Source organism: Calothrix anomala FACHB-343 (assembly GCF_014696435.1).
In the GTDB taxonomy this organism is placed as follows: domain Bacteria; phylum Cyanobacteriota; class Cyanobacteriia; order Cyanobacteriales; family Nostocaceae; genus Aulosira; species Aulosira anomala_A.
This window is the reverse complement of record NZ_JACJQG010000047.1, coordinates 46,410-65,295: the sequence shown is the minus strand read 5'-3', so window position 1 is coordinate 65,295 and position 18,886 is coordinate 46,410. Positions and strand designations below refer to the sequence as shown.

Here is an 18,886-nt window from a genome sequence, read left to right as displayed (position 1 = left end):
TCAAAAAACACTTATTATTTATAATTTTGCCATAATTTACATACTTTTATGGCGCTGCCTGTGTCAGTCCTGTTGACGACTGACACAAAAATGACGTTAAAGCCTTGATTTACCATAAGGGCAATTCATGTAGACGCAAAATGGCTTCCCGCAGGGTACATTGATGTCAACTTAAGCTAAAAATAGCTTCTGTCTTAGCTTTGTCGCCCGCTTTGGAATGAATTCCAAAGCTAATAGTCCAAGTCTACTGAAGTAGACTCGATATTTTGAGAATATTTAGTCATCTTTAGATGACTTTGCCTATTAGCAAGGAACTTCAGTTCCTTGCGGTAACTGGGTTTCGCATTAAGTTGACACAGGTGCCCAGGGTATTGCCCCTACATTTTATACTGGATGCATCAGTTCCCTTAAATTACAAAATCTTCAGTAATATTAGCTTCGCCTAAAGCTACCTGGACGCTAAATTTTTCTCCTGGTTGACAGCTAAATTTAAGTTGGATGTAAATATCTGCCCGTCTAGCAATAACTTCGTGCAATATTTCTCCAGAATCATCTAATAAAATCAGTTTTAAATCAGGTGGTAAATAATCATCATTACCTGTGGGGTAAACTTGCAAAAGTACACTAATATCACCATCCAATTTTTGTAATAAAGCCACAGCTAAAGCTACAGTTTTACCCGCAATTTGCATTCCCAAGTCAATGACTTTAACTCTCTTAACTCCAGCGGCTGGATTTTCTGGATCAATTTTTCGCAAGCTTTCTACAGCTGTCCACAGAGTTTCATCATCTGAAGTACTCCGTAACAAACATACCAAGGCTTGAATTGCATCGGAATTACCAACAGCAATTTCTCCTAAACGTTTAGCCGCACGTTGGCGTAGGCTTTCATCATTTTCAACAGATAATTGGTTGATGATTGCGGCAATTTCATCAGGGTTTGCAGGAGTATTTTGCAAGTCTGTGTTACTGCGCGTAGCAATGGCAAAGTTTGGTACTGTGGAAACAACCTGCCATTCTAAATCAAAAATATTTCGCCACCAATCACTAAGAACAGTTTGCGTTTTACTCAAAGATGCCGATACTAATTGTAAAACTCGGTTGGGAATCGATTCTAATTCTGGTAATTCTTGCTCTATTTGTAACTGTTCATTAAGAATTTGATTGGTAAACTTAAGACTTTTAAGGTAAGTATGATAAGCTGCTAATGGTATTGTTAAAACATCATTCCAAGCTTGCTCTTGCCTGTGAAATAGAGCAATTTCCGGTGTTTCTAAGGCTTTTTTGTTTGCGGATTTTAAACCTAATAGCTCTATCTGAGAAATTTCTGGGGGTTGATTTACTAATCCGCGATCGCAATCTCCTATGGTCAGCAATATATCATAAATTTCATGTGAAACTCGTTTACCAACTGGCTGTAATAAATTACAAGCAAGCATTAGTTGTACATTCCAAGTTTCAGCCAGTAAATCTTGTGTTAAACCAGAAATATGTGCCGGAATCAGTAAATCGACATCTGAAATAAAGCTGATTTCTACAGACAGTACCATGACAGAAACAATATTCCATTCTGTTTCTGTTTCATTATCTAACTCTGGTTCCGTCTCTGGTTCCGTTACAATCATGACATAGCGAGGTGGAGCATTACCTTGTAAAAAGTTTTGCGCCTCGCTGGAATATAGATTATTTTCTTCATTTGGTGAAAATTTGATCGGAGATAATACCTGGCGGCTTAATTCCCAGATTTCTCCTGGTTGTGGTAACGCTGGGTAAGGTCTTCGCATAGCATTGGATTTGTCACAGTTTGTCAGCATAAGTTGGTATTTCTTCAGGTTCGGGATATGGCTAATAGTGTTAACAAATCAGTGCATTATTCTATGCCTAGAAAAAATAAACTTATTAAATATTTAACAAAAGCAAATTTTAATAAAGTTACCACTTAGCTTTTGAACGTCTGCGAGTATATTTGCTTTGAATAATTTGTTGTTCGCGTTTCACAGCTTCAGGTTGCAGTAGTCCTAATTCTATAGCGATCCGCCCGACTAATTCCTTCCAACGCTTGGAAACTTCCCCTTGACTAATTCCCAACACCGAGGCTTGTTGGGTTTGGTTTTTACCTGCAACTATGAGTTCCCACAGTTTGAGATAGTCGCGTTTGGGATAACGTCCATCTAAATTAATAATTGCTTGTTTTGCCTGGATAATTAAATCTGCACTCTCTACAGATTCTAAGAGGTTGAACTCATCAGGAATCGTCTCTATCAAAGAGATATCTGTACCCACAATAATTGCATCTAAACTTTGGTGAGTTCGTAAACTTTCTTTTTTGACCAAATTTAGAATCTCATATCGTGCTACAACTGTAGCCCAACGCTGAAATTCTGCGATTCCTCCCTGATGAAACTTTTGTGCTTTCACCGCTTCATAGACTTTCATTGTGGCAGTTTGTGCTGCATCTTCCCAAGATATAGAAGTTCCTTGTGTGTATTTTCGGGCAATTTTGGCGATTAGTTCTTGATGCGCCGCATCAATAATGAAATGTGTAACTGACTCTGCTGCTATTTTGGACTCCATAAGCATATTAGCTCAACTTATATAAAAGGGAGCAGATCAAAGCGGATTGCGATCGCAGATTAGTGAGGTAGACTCATTTAGAGTATATATGTTCCCGATTATTTAAGTAATTTCACTACCTCCTAATATTTTCATACAGATATGTTTGACAGCCAGCTTTTATGTACCCACCCTGGCTAGGGCGTATTTTCAAAGTCGCCGTCACCCTACAAGGGTGCGGCTACCTCTACGAAGTCCGCCTGCGCGGACTAGGAGAAATAAGGCTTTTTAGCCCACGCAGGTGGGCTTCGTTTTTATAGCCTCAGGCTTCAGCCTGAAGGCGTTTGGGGTTTGAAAACACGCCCTAGATAATTAATTCCCACCTCCACATTTCACCTTGGCTAACAGGGCGAGAAAACACTTACCAGAATTACCACAAAAATTTTTTCGGAAATTTCGGAATAATTTGTTTTTCCCACTTGTTATTGAAAGTGAGGACAAAAGAAAGCACCTCTAGTAATTGCAAATAATTAAATGTGAGAAATATTTATGAAGCAGCATCTCAAAATTAAAGGCTTAATTCTCGGTTTACTCCTAGCAGCAACAACTATTCCTATATCTTCTACTTCTGCCCAAACATCTACTAGTTGTAGCAGCTATATCCGGGGGATGTTTGAGGGATTTCCCGGTGATAAATATGGCGTAGGAAATTGGTTTAATGTGAAAGCTACAAGAATTACAGCCCGTGGTTACGGTGGATTTTCTTCCTTTGCAATGGCAGAAAATTATTCCACAAGAGAGGGTATTTCTACAACTGCTGCTGGTAACAAAGAAGGTTTTACGATTAAGAAAACCAGTACAGGAGCAAGTGTAATTCAAGGTAAATTCCAAGATGTTTTCCCAGGACGTAAAGATGGAAAGTCCGATTTAACTACTTTAAATGTTCATCGTGATGGGCGGGTGCAAATCGTACTTAATGCTTGGGGTAACAATACTGTAAATCTTAGCAATTTAGTTTGTTATCGGGGTCATCAGGGCAGCACTTTTGTTTTAACTGGTAATGCTCGTACTGCTTCACATGGATTTGATGCTTGGACGTTTGTGATTACTCCTAATTGGTTAATCTAGTTTTTCGCGATCGCCGAGTAATCATCCTGATGAAATCATGAGGTCAAAGAGGCTTTCGCTAATAAATATATCACACAATATTTATTTGCTGTTAGCCTCTACAAGATTATCCTTTTTCAATTTTTTGGCTAAAAGGATGTTGTCTTTTGAAAAATTATCGATTCAAATAAATCAACGAATTTTGGAATAATTTATCTTTCTAGTTTGTTGATTAAAGTGAAAGCAAAAATCATGTAATTTCTACCATAAGGAAATATGAAAAAGATATTATTTGCAGCTTCTCTGTTTTCCCTTATCACATTGAGTGCTGCGCCAGCTTTTGGACAATTGGTTACGAGTGGTACATCTACAGTAACAGGTTCACGCTTTGTTTCACCTAGCATTAGTAACAATGCCGGAATGACATCTTTTCGGTTTGGTTTTACAAATGGCGACCATCATATTAAGGGAATCACAGCGTTAAAAAGTACTTCTGGAGTAGCTGTTAATTTCCAAGATAATGATGGCAATGACCCTTATAAATTTACTTTGCGTTACAACAGCTTAGGCTCTAATGTTAGAACTGCATCATTTAAAAATAATGAATATTGTTCTGGAGGTACTTGTACAGCCAAACTGCCGTTAAGCTGTGACGATCAACATATTTTTGTTCTCACTGGATTTGCTTTTAAATATGAGAAAGATGACCACCAAATTAGAAAAATTGCTGTGAGGAGAATTGCTGATGAACTAGAGGTAACATTTGGAGATGATGGTCAGAAAATTCCTTATAACTGGAGCGCTCAATATGCTATTATTCCTCGCGCTAATGTTAAAGCAGCAACAAGAGTAAGAACCTTAATTTATTGAACCGCCAAGACGCCAAGAACGCCAAGAATTCGTAGAGTGTGCGTAAGTCCTAAGTTAAATCAATTCGGGAATCGAAAATATCTTAATAAGCGGTCTAACAAGTTAGACAATTTTCATACTTGTAACCGCTTTGAGATATTTCTTACCTTGTGCTGATAAATCTCAACCTAAAATAAATTTGGCAATTTATGGTACTACTATCAGCCTTGACCGCAAACCTGGAACTAACAATACAGAATTGAAAATTACACCTTCTCGGTCTCTTGCTGAAGCCGGATTAAGAGAAAATATTCAAGATTTAGGCGAATTCAAAACACCAGGGCCTTTGGGCGCACAACTAGGAGTTTGGTTTAGTAACTTCCATTCTCAGAGAAATTTACAGTTACGATTAGCTGACAACAGCTTAGAAATTACTGTACCTTTTAACAATGATGGTAAAGTTACTGTCAATAGTTTTATCCCTGGTAACTGGGATATCAAAAATGCCAAATTTACCTTTGCTTTTGATATTGCTAATGATGGTTGTGGATTGCCAGAGTTAAAATTGCGATCGGGTCGTTTTGAAGCAAAATTACAAGGTGATGTAGCAGGAAGTTTCATTGGCAATTTTGAAGATATACGTGCCAAAATTGAAGCTAAAGTTAATGAACAAGTCGCTGCTTTTTTAACAACACCGGAAGTAAAAGCAGCAATAAGCAAAGTTTTGCTAGATATAGTTCCTCAACTTCCTGAGTCAGCATTTGTAACACCTCGTCCAGATAAGCAACCTTGGAATACTCTTATTGGTAGCTCTGTAAGTATTAGCAGGGAACGTTTGCTTTACAGAGTTGAGCGATAATCACAAATCGAGGTACGCGCTTCGGGGCATGGCAGTGCCAGTGCCCCTACAATCAACCATCGTTTCTACCTCACCAACTGGCAATCTGCTGTAAATTCTCCTTCTCCCCAGGGAGAATGGGTTAGGGGATGAGGGTATTAGGCTATTTGTACAAGATGAATTATATCAATGGGTACAAGTTGGTACTGTGGTTGAAATCGTTCGTTAAGGATTAATTTCTTCAATAGACCATTCCTGATGCTCGTTGCGGTGGTACAACCAGCGATTTTGAGGTTCACCACGTAACTTTAAATGATCTACTTGTGTAGGGTCTAGTAGGAGTAAGCAAAAATTGGGTAATGGCTGACTGGGATCTGGTGGGGGAGGAGAAAAAGCAGCTTGTTCATCTTTATGTCTGGCTTTACTGGGATGAGGCCAAGCAAATTGTATCCGTGCTGCATCGCTTAATTCTCGCCAGGTAGAAATACGTGCTGATGCTAATTCTGGCTGAGAATTATCGCTTGCGACTAAGGTTAAGCTACCAGTAATCCTAAATTGCTCTCTGGAATTGGGGAAGTACCAGCAGACTTCTGCCCAAGGTTGTTGCTGTATCTGTTCAGCTTTTTCACTGCGGGAATCAGTAATAAATTTTAGCTGGTTGGTATCTGTTAAAAAGCCACGAAAAACTATAGTTCGATTGGCAGGTATACCATTTGCCCTTACTGTTGCTAGTTGCAGGTAACGGGCATAAGCCAGACTGCGATTTTGATGGAGAGCATGAGCGATCGCACTTCGCCAGGGAGCAAGAGACATTTTGTGGCAAGAAAGACAATATTATACATTATCGACGGATGTTGCATTTTGTACTCTTGTTAAGTAAGGGAAAGTTGTCATTTTTGGCAATCTTTCATCCTAAATTTACTTGGTCTATAGTCTTAATCTGTTAGCACGCAACAAGACTGGATTTATGGTTCAAGAGCTTGAAAGAAAACGCCAGAGTGCAAAGTTTCCAGAAACTGCCCCCGCAGTTAATGACGATCCATACTTGAAAATAGTATTAGATGTGTCAAAAGAACATCTACGCCAAGCACGACAAACATTTAACCTCAGTTTGGTAGCAATTTATGCTTCCGTTGGTATGAGTTTAATTGGCGCATTTCTTCTAATTTCTGGTAGAGCAAGCGAGGGAAGCGTCACAACTGCAATAGGGTTAATTTCAACAAAATTTTGTACTCAAATTACAAAAGAATCCAGTCAAAAACTGGAGCATCTGAGACAAAATCTCAAAGAACTACGTCCCGAACTTAGAAAGTAGGATAATCGCTAAATTTAATCCTGTGTGTCTTTTATCAAGCCATATAGCGGTGTAATGCACTTACTCGCAAACCGCTATTTTTTTCATTACCACTCTGGATGAACACTTCGCCAGGGAGCAAGAGACATTTTGTGGCAAGAAAGACAATATTATACATTATCGACGGATGTTGCACTTTGTACTCTTGTTAAGTAAGGGTAAGTTGTCATTTTTGGCAATCTTTCATCCTAAATTTACTTGGTCTATAGTCTTAATCTGTTAGCACGCAACAAGACTGGATTTATGGTTCGAGAGCTTGAAAGAAAACGCCAGAGTGCAAAGTTTCCAGAAACTGCCCCCGCAGCTAATCCTGTGTTTTTCAGAACCTATAGCCGCCGCAGTCCGGCGGGTTTAAGAGAAACTTGGGATGAAGTTTGCGATCGCACCCTTAAAGGCTTAGTAGAATTGGGGAAACTCAGCCAAGAAGAAGCTGCCATTTTAGACAAGATGCAGCGTAATATGAAAGCCCTACCCAGTGGTCGCTGGTTATGGGTTGGCGGTACCGATTGGATAGCCAAACCAAAAAACTTTTCTGGGGCTTACAATTGCACCTCTACCAACCTACAAGACTGGAAAGCCTTTGGGTTGATGATGGATTTAGCAATGATGGGCTGTGGTACCGGAGCCATCATCGAACCTAGATATATTAACCAACTACCGCCAATCCGCAATCGCCTTCATGTCACCGTACAGGGCGAAATTGGTGCTACTCCCAAACCACAGCGTCGCGAGTATACGGAAATTTCTATAGAGGGCGATCGAGTTACTATCTATGTCGGCGATAGCCGTGAAGGTTGGGTTGAATCTTATCAAACCTTATTAGAACTTTCTACAGATGAAAGATTTAACGGAGAAGTTCAAGTATTTGTTGATATTAGTGATGTGCGTCAAGCTGGAGAAACTCTCAATGGCTTTGGTGGGGTGGCTAATCCGGTTAAATTGCCCATACTTTACCAAAATTGCGCATCTATCCTGAATAAAGCTTTAGGAAGACAATTAAACTCTGTTGAATGCTGTCTATTAATTGACCAAGCTGCTGTTACCATTGTTGCGGGCAACATTCGGCGCTGTCTACCTGAAGACGCTCTAGTTCATACTTCTAAAGGTCTTGTTCCCATTCGCGATGTGCAAGTGGGTGACTTAGTACAGACTCCCCTGGGATTTCGGCGAGTTGTTGATAAATTCGACCAAGGATTTCAGGATGTCTACGAAATTGAAACTAATGCTACCTATCCCAGAGCAACTTTAAATCATAAACAAGCAGTTTTAGCAGATGCTCAAGGAGGAATTGCTTGGAAGTCAGTTGCTAATTTAGCGTCAGGCGATCGCCTTCAACACAATACACAAGTACTCCCTGGAACAGTTACCCATCTCCCTGCTGATTTTACAGAATCTAGACCTGCTCAAAGCCGAACCGTTAAGCCATTGATTATTCCCGATTTAACGCCCGAAGTGGCTTGGTTAATCGGGTTTACTCACGGTGATGGCTATGTTGCGCTCGGTCGCAATAAATATGGTAAGCCCTATGGCCGTGTTGAATGGGCAATGAACAGCTTAGATACCGAACTAACGGCAAAAATCCAAGCTAAGATTGATGCTGCTTTAGCATTATTTGGATTGACAGCTACTCATAGCGTTACCAAAGGTGAAAACACAGCTAAGTCAATCTGTTCGTCTATGCGCTTGGCTGAGTACTTCCATCGCTATATTAAACAGCCTAATGTTCCCCTAGAAGTTCCTAGTTTTATTTTGCAGGGTTCAATAGATATTCGAGCTGCTTACCTAGCTGGATTAATGGATAGTGACGGTGCAGTTAACAACCGACCCCCTCATTTAGTCACTTCAGTCTATAGATCGTTTATTAGACAAGTCGGCTCAGTTTTATCTAGTTTAGGTATCGCTGGCAGAATTGCTATTACCCATCCCCAAGAGCAAAGATGGCAAGTTAAATATAACTTGACAATTCCAGCACTCAAAGAGCGTTATAACGCCCTGATTGCGCCTCATTCCTTGAAGGGACAACTGCGTCAAGGATTAAAGATGTATGGTTTTACCGTACCTGGCGCAATCATGCGAGAAGCTTACACCTATAGCGAAATGCGCGAAATGGGATTCCAAGGTTCTCGTAGTGTGGATGCTAACTATGAACGCTACATCGCTGAGGCTGATATCTCACTGGATATTCCCATCACAGTCAAAGGTTTGGGTAGCTACGATTATGTCCAAACTTACGACATTGAAGTAGAAGAAGCCCATTGTTTTTACTGCGATGGCTATTTGACGCATAATAGTGCGGGTATGCGCCAATTCAGATCTGACGATCAATTAGGCGCTACAGCCAAAGATAATTTATGGCAGCAAGATGCAGAAGGTAACTGGCGAATTGATCCAGAGCGTGATGCTCTGCGGATGGCGAACCATACCAGAGTATTCCATCGCAAACCAACATTAGAAGAATCTATTGAAGCTGTACGCAAACAATATTATAGTGGCGAAGGCGCAATTCAATGGGCAGGTGAAGCGATCGCTAGATCTAACATTGATTTGCTAACAACATCGGCATTAAAAGTTGATTTCTTGAAGGCTTACGAACAAGGAAAAGCAAAAGATTGGTTGCAAGAACAGTATCCACATCTGGATATTGAGGAGATAGAACATCGTTTAGCTAGGTTCGGATTAAATCCTTGCGGTGAAATTATTGGTAGTAACTTTCACTGTAATTTGTCAGAAATTCACCTAAATCAACTTGATCCAAATAATTACAAAGAACAAGAGGAAGCTTTCACTGCTGGGGCGCTTTCTGTAGCCTCACTTTTAAATCATAAATTCCTCGAACCTCGCTATCAAAAAAGCCGGGAATTAGACCCAATTGTTGGGGTTTCTTTCACTGGTTTATTTGATTTCTTTGTTCATGCTTTTGGTGTTGATTGGTTACGGTGGTGGGAAGCGGGAAGACCGGCTACGGAACAAGGATTAGCATTTAAGCGCCAAGAAGAGAAATATTTGAGTTACTGGAGAGATATTGTACATCGGGTAGTTTGGAATTATTGCGATCGCCATAATCTTAAACGCCCTAATCGCTGTACAACTGTCCAGCCTAGCGGTACTAAAGCACTATTAACTGGTGCTAGTTCCGGTTGGCATCCCCCCAAAGCCCAAAGATTTATTCGCCGGATCACTTTCCGCAAAAATGACCCCGTAGCCTTAGCTTGTATTGACTATGGTTACAATGTTATTCCTTCTCAATCTGATAAAGATGAAAATGGTCATTTACTTAACGATCCTTTCGATCCTCGTGTGAGCGAATGGTTAGTAGAAATCCCTGTAGCTGTACCTTGGGCTGACTTACCAGGAGCCGATCAAATTGATGTTTCTAAGTTCTCTGTTTTAGCTCAATTAGACTTTGTTCTCCAAGTTCAGAAGCATTATGTCACTCACAATACTTCTGCAACTTTAGAGCTACGTTCTGATGAAGTCGAGATTTTAGGACAGCGTATTTACGAAGCAATTCAGAATGATGAAGGATATATTTCCGCAGCGCTTCTCGCTCGGTTTGATGATTTGCAATCATTCCCACGTTTACCCTTTGAACCAATAGATAAAGTCACCTACGAGCGATTAACTCAAGAAGTCAAAGCACGAAGAATTACAGATGATTTCTGTGCAGTTCTCAGTCGCTATGATTTAGGTGAATTAGCCGAAGCTGGCCCTTCTGGTTGCGACTCTGATAAATGTATGTTTCCCGAACAGCAACCATCAGGTGACATAACTAGCAACTAATATTCTCGGAGATTTTTTGTACAATTAACAGCAGTGGTATTCAATAACTACTGCTTTTTTTGCGTAAATACTGTTTATATCTAACGACATGAGAAATATGATTTTTTAGCTACGTAGGTTGGGCTTACCGTGTGTAAACCCAACAAACCCCTGGAAATGTTGGGTTACCCTGCGGGAAGCCGCTCCGCGTCTACGTTCCTCAACCCAACCTACAATTATGTAAGCTTCTCGGAAATTTTTTGTACGATTAACAGCAGTGGTTAAAATTAAATACCACTGCTTTTTTATTAACTGATATGAGAAATATGATTTTTTAGTAAATATGGTATTTGTATAATAACTTGTGTTTCTTTCTTAAATTGCGAAACAACTTGAATATTACCTTGATGATTTTGGATAATTTGATAGCATACACTTAAACCTAAACCTGTACCTTTACCCACAGATTTAGTTGTAAAAAATGGGTCAAATATTTGGGAAATATTTTTATTATCTATACCGATACCATTATCAATAATTTTAATAGTTATAGTTTTATCTTGGTTATTTTTAGTTTGAATAATAATTTTTTTATCAACCCGTTCTTGATGTAATTCAAGAGCATCAATAGCATTGACTAAAATATGCATAAAGACTTGATTTATTTGGCGAGAATAACATTCAATTAAGGGTAAATTATCGTATTCTTTAATCACCTGAATGACTGGAGAATTATGATGAGGATTGAGACGATGTTGCAGCAAGACTAAAGTGCTATCAATTCCTTCATGAAGATTGACTTTTTTAATTTCAGCTTCATCATGACGAGAGAAATTTCTTAAAGAAGAAATAATATCCTTAATGCGAGTAGCACCTGTATCCATCGAAGCTATGAGTTTCGGTAAATCTTGAATTAAGTAATCAAGTTCTATTCTGTCTGCATAGCTTTGAATTTCTGCATCGGAATAGCGTTGCTGATATTGTTTTATGAGATTGAATAAATCTTGAGTATAGTTTTCTATATAACTAATATTAGCGTAGATAAAATTAATAGGATTGTTAATTTCATGGGCGATACCAGCCACGAGATTCCCTAAAGAAGACATTTTTTCTGTTTGAATTAACTGAGATTCAGCCATTTTTAAATTATGTAATGCTGCGTGTAATTGTTCAGTTTTAATTTCTAATTCTTGATTTTTGTGTAAAAGCTCTAATGTCCGCTCTTCTACTCGTTCTTCTAATGTTTGACGGGCTAGTTCTAATTCTTGCGTGCGTTGTGCTACTAGTTGTTCTAAATTGTTGATTAAAGTAGAGAGGGAATTAGCCATTTCTTGATATGCATTGGCTAACTGTCCAATTTCCCCACCATTTTGAATACTAGGAATAGGACTAGTCAAATCTCCAGAGGCTAAAGTTTTACTCCGCTTTGCAAGTTGAATAATTGGGTGACTAATTTGTTTAGCTAGAAAATGAGCGATTAATACAGAAAGCAGCAATACTAAAGTTAAGACAAGTACAATTAATCTGGTAAGTGTTAACCTAGCCTGCTGAAAGTATGTGGCGACAATTTGCAGCTTAAGAATCGCAATCGGCTGATTTCCAGAATAGAGAGGAGCATAAATGGTATTTAATCCTAGTTCTGGTTGAATATGATAGACTGAACGTTTTTGTGATATTTTTGCTAAAATTTCGGAAGTGAAATAATCTTTTTCCCAAACATCTAGCTTCCCATCAGAATTACTAGAAACAAAAACCTTGCCTTTTAAAGAAATTATTTCTACTCTGGTTGTCGGCTGAGAATAATTTAAAAATTGTTTTAGCCATACTTGGTCTAGTAACTGTCCTGCAATTAAAGTTCCAGCAGATTTTCCTGTACCATCACTGCGATAAATTGGCGAACCTGCTAACAATACTAACTCTTGTTTTCCTGTATCTATTAAATATTGAGATGATTTATCTTTCTTGCTTAAAGCTTGGATATTTTTTTCTACTAAAGGTAGAGTTAATATATTACCGCCTGCTTCCCCAATAATCTTTTCATTCGCTGACTGAATTACTCTAACTATATCGATGTCAGTAGTAAATAATAGTTGATCGGATACTTCTTTTTTTACCCATGCAGGATTAGGAGTTTGCACTGCATTGTATAAATCAGTCCAATTAGCATAACTAGAAATTAAATTTTTTAGTCCCTTTTCTGTTGCTGATTCGTAACCCCGAAAAGCTAAAACTTGGTCGTCTAGTCGAGTTTTTTCGAGTTCAATGAGCGGTTTTTCGAGTATTTTCCAAACTACACTAATCAAAACTAAAACTGGTAATAAAGATGCGCCAAATGTAAAAACTAAAATTTTGAGTTGAAGGCTTTGCAAAAATTTTAGCCTTGGAAGGTTTATCATCCTTGTGAACAAATTTATAATTTTAAATGCTTGCGAAATTTAAACTTTTAATATATAATTGCAAAAATTGCTCGCTTATGCACTTTTATCCACAGTTGCCTATAGGGCAAACAGCCATAAGGGGTAATTTTAACTGCTACATAAATCAAGTCATTATAACTTAACAGATTCAGGTAATAAGTGCGATCGCCTTTTCTTGATTATGTCTAGCTGAAAAATTTCTACCGCAGTAAATCTCAACAATATTATGTATATTTAGTTACAAGTAACTTGATATTAGTTTCCGCGTTACGATTAGTAAAGAAGTAATAATTTTCAAAGGCATAGCCAGGAGACTTTTAATGTTCATTGATGAATTGTCACCAATCTTTAAAGAACTCGCCCAACATCCAGTCTCATTTTTGGGTGGTTTCTTTTCCGGTGTATTTCGGCTGAACCTTGCAGACGATCCTGTTAAAAGCTGGCTGGATAAACAAACAGGCTCAACTAGCTTTAACTCAGCGACAACTGAAGCTAATAATGGTAAAGCTTCTGGCCCCCAACAAATTACCATTGACTAATAGCCATAGCATGAACACAGCTAGCGGATTAGTTTAGTTCTGAATATAAAAATAGAGCTTTAAATGGCATAGAGAGCTTAGGGTACAACAATAGTTGTACCCTAATTAATAATTGATGTATTGGTATTTGCAGAGAAAATTATGAGAATTGGTATAAGCTAGCAGAATCACTATCAAGAAATAATGTTGCTTGAGCTTGCTGGCGGAGAATTGACGCTGGACATTTTGGATTTATCTCTCCCTGCAATATATCCTTAACTATATGTGCTTTACGTTTTTCTGGCGCAAGGCAGATAATTTTCTTAGCTGCACAAATTAAAGGTAAAGTGACAGTAAATGCGTATTGGGGTACAGTTTCTAAATTAGGGAATTGACCTGTATTTACTTGTTGTTGTCGGTTGATGGCATCGAGCTTGACTAATTTTACTGTGTAAGGGTCGTGAAAATCAGCCACAGATGGATCGTTAAAAGCCAAGTGTCCATTTTCGCCGACACCTAGACAGCATAAATCAATTGGTTGTGTTTGCAGCAGTTTGCTATAGCGATCGCATTCTGCTAGAGGTTGCAAAGTATCCCCTTCTATATAATAGAATTGCTGAGGTTTCACGCGCTGCTCTACACGTTCTCGCAGATAGCGCCGGAAACTAGCAGGATGATCGCCAGAAATACCTAAATATTCATCTAAATGAAATAATATAATTCGTGACCAATCTACACCACCTAAAGCAATTAAAGCATCGAGAAACTTTAGTTGCGAGTTTCCTGTAGCTAGCAAGACTGCGACTGTATCCTGTTGCTGAAGCAAGTTCTGTAAATATTGACTGACAATTTTTGCAACATCTTGCGCCATTTCGGCTTCATTGTTGTAAATTTGCACCGTCAATTCATCAACGCGGAAATATTTTGTATCGGCTAACATTTGCTTACTCAGGTGAAAATAAATATATATAGCAATCCTATTTCAGTTGTGAAAAATATCGGTTTTGGCTGTTGACTGGTGACTGTTGACTGTCAACGGTTAACAGTCAACAATCATTTATGTAATCTTTCACAAATCATTTAGAATTGCTATACCTCAATTAAATCAGTTATGAAACTGAGCAGTTGAATGCAATATAACTTTTAGAGTAGAAGAAATATGGAGCAGATGTAGCAGATTAATCTGTTGTTTAAATTTAATTACAACTGCATAATTTCCTAACAGTCAATTTTTGCCACAAAATCTCAAAATGCATCAACTTTTAAAATTCCGTGATGAAAAACTTTTACGCTGTGCGTTAACTCACCGTTCTTATGTTCACGAAAACCCTGGAGTAGGGGAACACAACGAGCGCTTAGAATTTCTCGGTGATGCTTTACTAAATTATTTAAGCGCTGACTATCTTTACCGTCGTCACCCGGAAAAAGGAGAAGATGAATTAACCCGTCGGCGTTCAGCATTAGTAGACGAGAAACAATTAGCTAAATTTGCGATTGAGGTTGATTTAAACACAAAAATGCTACTTGGAAAAGGTGCAATTCGCGATGGTGGTTACCAAAATCCCAATTTACTGAGTAGTACTTTTGAAGCTGTTCTTGGTGCTTATTATTTAGATAATAATTCTAATATTGAAGCTGTGCGCGCAATTATTGAACCGCTATTTAATTCTGTACCTGAGCAAGTTGTTATAATTCGTTCTAATGTAGATTCAAAAAATCGCTTTCAAGAATGGGTACAACGTAACGTTACGCCAAACCCTCCCGTATATGAGACACTACAAATAGGAGGTTTATCACATGCGCCAGAGTTTTTAGCTAAAGTTTTTGTAGATGGAAAAGAGTATGGAGAAGGTAACGGACGTAACAAAAGAGAAGCCGAAAAAGCTGCGGCTGAAGATGCATTAGCTAAATTAAAACAACAAGGTAGGTTATAAAATTAACCTAAAATTAAAAATTTTCAGCTTCTTTTTTTACGATTTCATCCTTTACGCTTCGGCGTTTCCTGTTTTCAAAGCCAAATCAAAAATCTGTTGCGCTGTCAGGTTAAATTGTGGGAAGGTTGGGGATTTAATCGAGTCATTTTCTCTAAAGGTTGTTTTTACATATTCCCCATCAATTAACTCGTATACGAAAATAGTCGGTTGTTTGGGATAACCGAGATATTCGCGTCCACCTAAAGCTGCATAATCTATAATCCAATATTCTGGAATACCCATAACTTCGTAGTCACGACGTTTATCGTAATAGTCATCTTGCCAATTATTACTCACAACTTCTACTATCAATTTAACCGAACTTGCATTTTGAATTACTGATTCAGCTTCCCATCTTGTCTCAGTACTGATAGTTTCTTCATTCAAAATAATTATGTCCGGTTCGTATCCAGATTTATCGCGGTACGGTTTGACAATCGATTCTCTGGGTATTGTCCAAATGTCGCCTTTACCCATTTCTCTAATAGTTATCAGTAATCTTTCAATCAGAGAACCTGTTAACTTTGAATGTTTTCCTCTGGGTTTAGGCATCTCGACAATTACTCCATCATATAATTCATAACGGACTGGCGAATTTTCTGGATACCAGGCAATAAATTCATCAAATGTATATAATTTTGATTCAGTTTGTGATTGTGTTTGGGCTTGATTCATAAGCTACAACTTCCATATATATCTGACTAGTAAAAGTTGAGAATATTTTTTACCAAAAAAACTCTAACTCCGATATAATCGCTGATTTTATATTTTCAAGTCTAAGGGAAAAGTCACAGTAAAAGTAGAACCTACGCCAAGATTTGAAACTAAATTAATTTCCCCTTGCAATAGTTTTACCAGTCGCGCCACTATTGCTAAACCTAAGCCAGTACTTCCAGAAACGTAGGATTTATGAATAGAACCTACGCGAAAGTAAGGCTCAAATATCTGAGTTTGATTTTCTGGGGCAATACCAATTCCTGTATCTTTAACTGCGATCGCCCATTTTTGATTATCCACTACCTGAGAGCTAATCTCAACGCTGCCCGAATTGGTGTAACGAATGGCATTACTAATAAGATTTGTTACAATTTGTTGTAATCTAAATGGATCTGTGAGTATGTGATGAGGATTAATCTTGCAGTTTTGCACTAGTGGTAAATTTTTTTCTTGCGCTAGCGGTGCTAACATTTCCACTACATTGTTGATTAATTCACACACATTAGTGAATTCTAGATCCGGCTGAATTTTACCTGCTTCGTAGCGGGAAACTTCGAGAATATCATTAATTATTCGCAGTAAATGTCTGCCATTGCGTAGCACTCGCTCTATATGCTCTAAATTTACTGGCGTATTATTTTTACCATTGTGTTGTCGTTGTTGGCGTAAAAATAAATCTGAGTATCCAATAATGGAAGCGAGGGGACTTTTCAGTTCGTGTGCTAGTTGATTAAGGTAATCTTGATTAGTATTAACGAGGCGATTTAGTTCCTCATTATGGAGAGTGAGTGAATTATACAGGTGTTGTAATTCCCGCAAACGTTCTTCAAAATAACTATTAAAACATCGCGCGATCGCTTCATCAATCACAGTATCAATTAAACGCATCGCTCGTACAATTTCTACTGGCGATCCCTGTAATAAATCTGGCTCTAAAGTGTCAAATATCACTCTACGTAATAAATGATATTCTCGTGCAATTTCTTCCGGATCAAAACCTTGTTCTGCCCGTAAAATGCCATGCTGTAAACTAGCAACTACAATAGATTTCACATCATTGCCCACAGATGTGGAAAGTACCGTCACCATTGCTTCTAGCACATCGGGCAAATGATTTTGAATTGCTATGTAGGATAAATCATCAGCACTTTCTATATATTTATCTTTACGAACCTCTGATACCCATTTTTGGGCGATAGTATCAGTTTTATCAGCCAATACTTGACTAAAATCCATTATTTTAAATTTTCTAAATAGAATAGATGACGAAAATTCTCTATGAAAATAGTTTAGCAATAGCAGCATTTAATGGATAAACTTAGCAAAACTGACCACTACCTCAAGATAGATATTATTATGAGGCTTTTATCTTGATAAATGCTGTGGTTGCTTAATAGCTTGCTCGGCAAATCATCGGGTAATGTATAATATTTACCCTTGAGCTTGAGACAATAGCCAATACTCAAATATTTTGCTGCTGGATAATTCTGCCTACGAGCGTCTTGCTGGTGCGGTTGCTAATTCAGTATATAAAACTTAACAATTACTCAACACCGAGAATATTTATGGACTTCGAGTAGTTAAATCAACAACTTTTATCTTGAGAGAGATATTTTTACGGAGAAAGCATGTTATATTATGCCCAATTAGAGTAAGTCAGCCTAATCTAGCGGCTTTCAGTAGGTAACGCTAGAACGGAGGAACCAAATTTTGGGGCGTATCTCTTGCGGGATCGAGACTCATTCTTGAGAAATCATCCTGTAAAAGAGGGGCATCTCTCAGCCCTAGCCCGTCAGCTAACTTCGTAGGCATTGAGAGGAGACTGAAGAGAAAACATTTTTGTAATCTCATCAGTGTCCAAGGCTGGTACTGCTCGGATTATTGTACCCGTGCTGATATCTGTTGAGGTTGTAAATGATCTTGCAACTAAATGTAGCGGCGATTTTGGCGATCGCTGGACAAGCTGCTTGGAAAAAAGCTAAACCTGTCATAGTCAAAGATGTTGTCATCCTCCCCGCATTAGGATTTTTAGGCATCATCTTACTGTGGTGGATTGTGGCACTATTCAACCATGAATTAATGCCCACCCCACCAGAAGCATTAGTTGCGAATTTGGACTATATTTTAAACCCTTTTTATGAAAGAGGGCCAGGTAACTTAGGAATTGGTTGGCTATTAATTGCCAGCTTGCGCAGAGTCTTGCTAGGTTTTCTATTAGGAGCTATAGTAGCCATTCCCTTGGGATTTTTAATTGGCATGTCCAAACCGGCAATGTTAGCCTTAAATCCCATCATTCAAATCTTTAAACCAGTATCACCTTTAGCTTGGCTACCTATTGCTTTAGCTATCTTTAACCTGGCAGATCCTTCAGCGATTTTCGTCATTTTTATTACCTCCCTCTGGCCGACAATTATTAACACTGCTTTAGGAGTTTCTAGCGTTCCTAAAGATTATTTGGATGTCGCCAGAGTCTTAGAAATCCCGCGTTGGCGACGAATCACCAAAATTATTTGGCCTGCTAGCCTACCCTACATTTTTACCGGATTGCGCATCAGTTTAGGCATTGCTTGGCTAGTAATTGTTGCTGTAGAAATGCTCACTGGTGGTATTGGTATCGGCTTCTTTGTTTGGGATGAATGGAGCCGTTTAAATTTAAGTTCAGTATTTCTCGCCGTATTCGTAATTGGTATTACTGGATTAATTTTGGATTACGCCGTCGCCAAACTTCAAGAATTAGTAACTCGTCGCCCAACAGTTGCTAAATAAATTGAATCTGGCTTTCTTAATTACGAATTACGAAT

The 18,886-nt window shown here is 38.4% G+C and carries 15 protein-coding genes and 1 riboswitch; of the genes, 8 read left to right on the top strand and 7 right to left on the bottom strand.

From position 1 onward, the window contains the following. Window positions 1-407 precede the first annotated feature (407 nt). Window positions 408-1,784: a DUF1822 family protein gene (locus tag H6G08_RS24020; protein ID WP_190547500.1), complete on the bottom strand. Its 1,377-nt coding sequence runs from the start codon at window positions 1,782-1,784 to the stop codon at window positions 408-410. A gap of 148 nt (window positions 1,785-1,932) precedes the next feature. Further along, window positions 1,933-2,574, bottom strand: coding sequence for a sigma-70 family RNA polymerase sigma factor (locus tag H6G08_RS24015; RefSeq protein WP_190547498.1), 642 nt, complete (start codon window positions 2,572-2,574; stop codon window positions 1,933-1,935). 528 nt (window positions 2,575-3,102) lie between these two features. Here H6G08_RS24015 and H6G08_RS24010 point away from each other — a divergent pair. The 3 genes from H6G08_RS24010 to H6G08_RS24000 all read left to right on the top strand — a co-directional run bounded on the left by H6G08_RS24010 (window position 3,103) and on the right by H6G08_RS24000 (window position 5,368). After that, window positions 3,103-3,681 carry a DNA-directed RNA polymerase III subunit RPC4 gene (locus tag H6G08_RS24010; RefSeq protein ID WP_190547496.1) on the top strand — a complete coding sequence of 193 codons (579 nt, stop codon included), beginning with the start codon at window positions 3,103-3,105 and terminating at the stop codon, window positions 3,679-3,681. 255 nt (window positions 3,682-3,936) lie between these two features. Further along, a complete protein-coding gene (locus H6G08_RS24005) occupies window positions 3,937-4,530 on the top strand; it encodes a hypothetical protein (protein ID WP_190547494.1) in 594 nt (197 codons plus the stop codon). Window positions 4,531-4,660: 130 nt separating this feature from the next. Continuing rightward, the gene (locus H6G08_RS24000) at window positions 4,661-5,368 is read left to right on the top strand and encodes a hypothetical protein (RefSeq protein WP_190547492.1); all 708 of its coding nucleotides are present in this window, start codon (window positions 4,661-4,663) and stop codon (window positions 5,366-5,368) included. Window positions 5,369-5,572: 204 nt separating this feature from the next. On the opposite strand, the gene H6G08_RS23995 is transcribed toward H6G08_RS24000, so the two are convergent. Next, on the bottom strand, window positions 5,573-6,160 hold the full coding sequence (locus H6G08_RS23995) for an Npun_F5749 family FMN-dependent PPOX-type flavoprotein (RefSeq protein WP_190547490.1): 588 nt from the start codon (window positions 6,158-6,160) through the stop codon (window positions 5,573-5,575). A gap of 154 nt (window positions 6,161-6,314) precedes the next feature. Between H6G08_RS23995 and H6G08_RS23990 the strand changes: the two genes are divergently transcribed. Together H6G08_RS23990 and nrdJ are read left to right on the top strand one after the other, a co-directional pair. Beyond that, the gene (locus tag H6G08_RS23990; RefSeq protein WP_190547488.1) at window positions 6,315-6,662 is read left to right on the top strand and encodes a TRADD-N-associated membrane domain-containing protein; all 348 of its coding nucleotides are present in this window, start codon (window positions 6,315-6,317) and stop codon (window positions 6,660-6,662) included. Between the two features lie 282 nt (window positions 6,663-6,944). After that, a complete protein-coding gene (gene nrdJ / locus H6G08_RS23985) occupies window positions 6,945-10,481 on the top strand; it encodes a ribonucleoside-triphosphate reductase, adenosylcobalamin-dependent (protein ID WP_190547486.1) in 3,537 nt (1,178 codons plus the stop codon). Window positions 10,482-10,768: 287 nt separating this feature from the next. On the opposite strand, the gene H6G08_RS23980 is transcribed toward nrdJ, so the two are convergent. After that, window positions 10,769-12,829, bottom strand: a complete 2,061-nt coding sequence (locus H6G08_RS23980) for an ATP-binding protein (protein ID WP_190547484.1) — start codon at window positions 12,827-12,829, stop codon at window positions 10,769-10,771. A gap of 368 nt (window positions 12,830-13,197) precedes the next feature. Between H6G08_RS23980 and H6G08_RS23975 the strand changes: the two genes are divergently transcribed. After that, window positions 13,198-13,416: a ssl0294 family protein gene (locus H6G08_RS23975; RefSeq protein ID WP_190547481.1), complete on the top strand. Its 219-nt coding sequence runs from the start codon at window positions 13,198-13,200 to the stop codon at window positions 13,414-13,416. Window positions 13,417-13,555: 139 nt separating this feature from the next. Here the strand turns inward: H6G08_RS23975 and H6G08_RS23970 are convergent, their stop codons facing one another. Further along, window positions 13,556-14,335: a glucosamine-6-phosphate deaminase gene (locus H6G08_RS23970; protein ID WP_190547479.1), complete on the bottom strand. Its 780-nt coding sequence runs from the start codon at window positions 14,333-14,335 to the stop codon at window positions 13,556-13,558. Between the two features lie 310 nt (window positions 14,336-14,645). Here H6G08_RS23970 and rnc point away from each other — a divergent pair, with 310 nt between their 5' ends. Beyond that, a complete protein-coding gene (gene rnc / locus H6G08_RS23965; protein WP_190547477.1) occupies window positions 14,646-15,329 on the top strand; it encodes a ribonuclease III in 684 nt (227 codons plus the stop codon). Window positions 15,330-15,380: 51 nt separating this feature from the next. On the opposite strand, the gene H6G08_RS23960 is transcribed toward rnc, so the two are convergent. Beyond that, window positions 15,381-16,043, bottom strand: a complete 663-nt coding sequence (locus H6G08_RS23960) for a Uma2 family endonuclease (protein WP_190547475.1) — start codon at window positions 16,041-16,043, stop codon at window positions 15,381-15,383. Between the two features lie 87 nt (window positions 16,044-16,130). Next, window positions 16,131-17,321, bottom strand: coding sequence for a sensor histidine kinase (locus H6G08_RS23955; protein WP_190547473.1), 1,191 nt, complete (start codon window positions 17,319-17,321; stop codon window positions 16,131-16,133). A gap of 412 nt (window positions 17,322-17,733) precedes the next feature. Next, a riboswitch (cyclic di-AMP (ydaO/yuaA leader) is annotated at window positions 17,734-17,911 on the top strand. 88 nt (window positions 17,912-17,999) lie between these two features. On the opposite strand from H6G08_RS23955, the gene ntrB reads away from it, so the two are divergent. Then, entirely contained in the window at window positions 18,000-18,851 is an 852-nt protein-coding gene (gene ntrB / locus H6G08_RS23950) for a nitrate ABC transporter permease (RefSeq protein WP_190547471.1), read from the top strand. Window positions 18,852-18,886 lie beyond the last annotated feature (35 nt).

Coding starts and splice junctions, on each gene's coding strand:
- H6G08_RS24020 (WP_190547500.1), bottom strand. CDS start 1,784: ATGCGAAGACCTTACCCAGCGTTACCACAACCAGGAGAAATCTGGGAA.
- H6G08_RS23960 (WP_190547475.1), bottom strand. CDS start 16,043: ATGAATCAAGCCCAAACACAATCACAAACTGAATCAAAATTATATACA.
- H6G08_RS23970 (WP_190547479.1), bottom strand. CDS start 14,335: ATGTTAGCCGATACAAAATATTTCCGCGTTGATGAATTGACGGTGCAA.
- nrdJ (WP_190547486.1), top strand. CDS start 6,945: ATGGTTCGAGAGCTTGAAAGAAAACGCCAGAGTGCAAAGTTTCCAGAA.
- rnc (WP_190547477.1), top strand. CDS start 14,646: ATGCATCAACTTTTAAAATTCCGTGATGAAAAACTTTTACGCTGTGCG.
- H6G08_RS23955 (WP_190547473.1), bottom strand. CDS start 17,321: ATGGATTTTAGTCAAGTATTGGCTGATAAAACTGATACTATCGCCCAA.
- H6G08_RS23990 (WP_190547488.1), top strand. CDS start 6,315: ATGGTTCAAGAGCTTGAAAGAAAACGCCAGAGTGCAAAGTTTCCAGAA.
- H6G08_RS24010 (WP_190547496.1), top strand. CDS start 3,103: ATGAAGCAGCATCTCAAAATTAAAGGCTTAATTCTCGGTTTACTCCTA.
- H6G08_RS23995 (WP_190547490.1), bottom strand. CDS start 6,160: ATGTCTCTTGCTCCCTGGCGAAGTGCGATCGCTCATGCTCTCCATCAA.
- H6G08_RS24005 (WP_190547494.1), top strand. CDS start 3,937: ATGAAAAAGATATTATTTGCAGCTTCTCTGTTTTCCCTTATCACATTG.
- ntrB (WP_190547471.1), top strand. CDS start 18,000: ATGATCTTGCAACTAAATGTAGCGGCGATTTTGGCGATCGCTGGACAA.
- H6G08_RS23975 (WP_190547481.1), top strand. CDS start 13,198: ATGTTCATTGATGAATTGTCACCAATCTTTAAAGAACTCGCCCAACAT.
- H6G08_RS24015 (WP_190547498.1), bottom strand. CDS start 2,574: ATGGAGTCCAAAATAGCAGCAGAGTCAGTTACACATTTCATTATTGAT.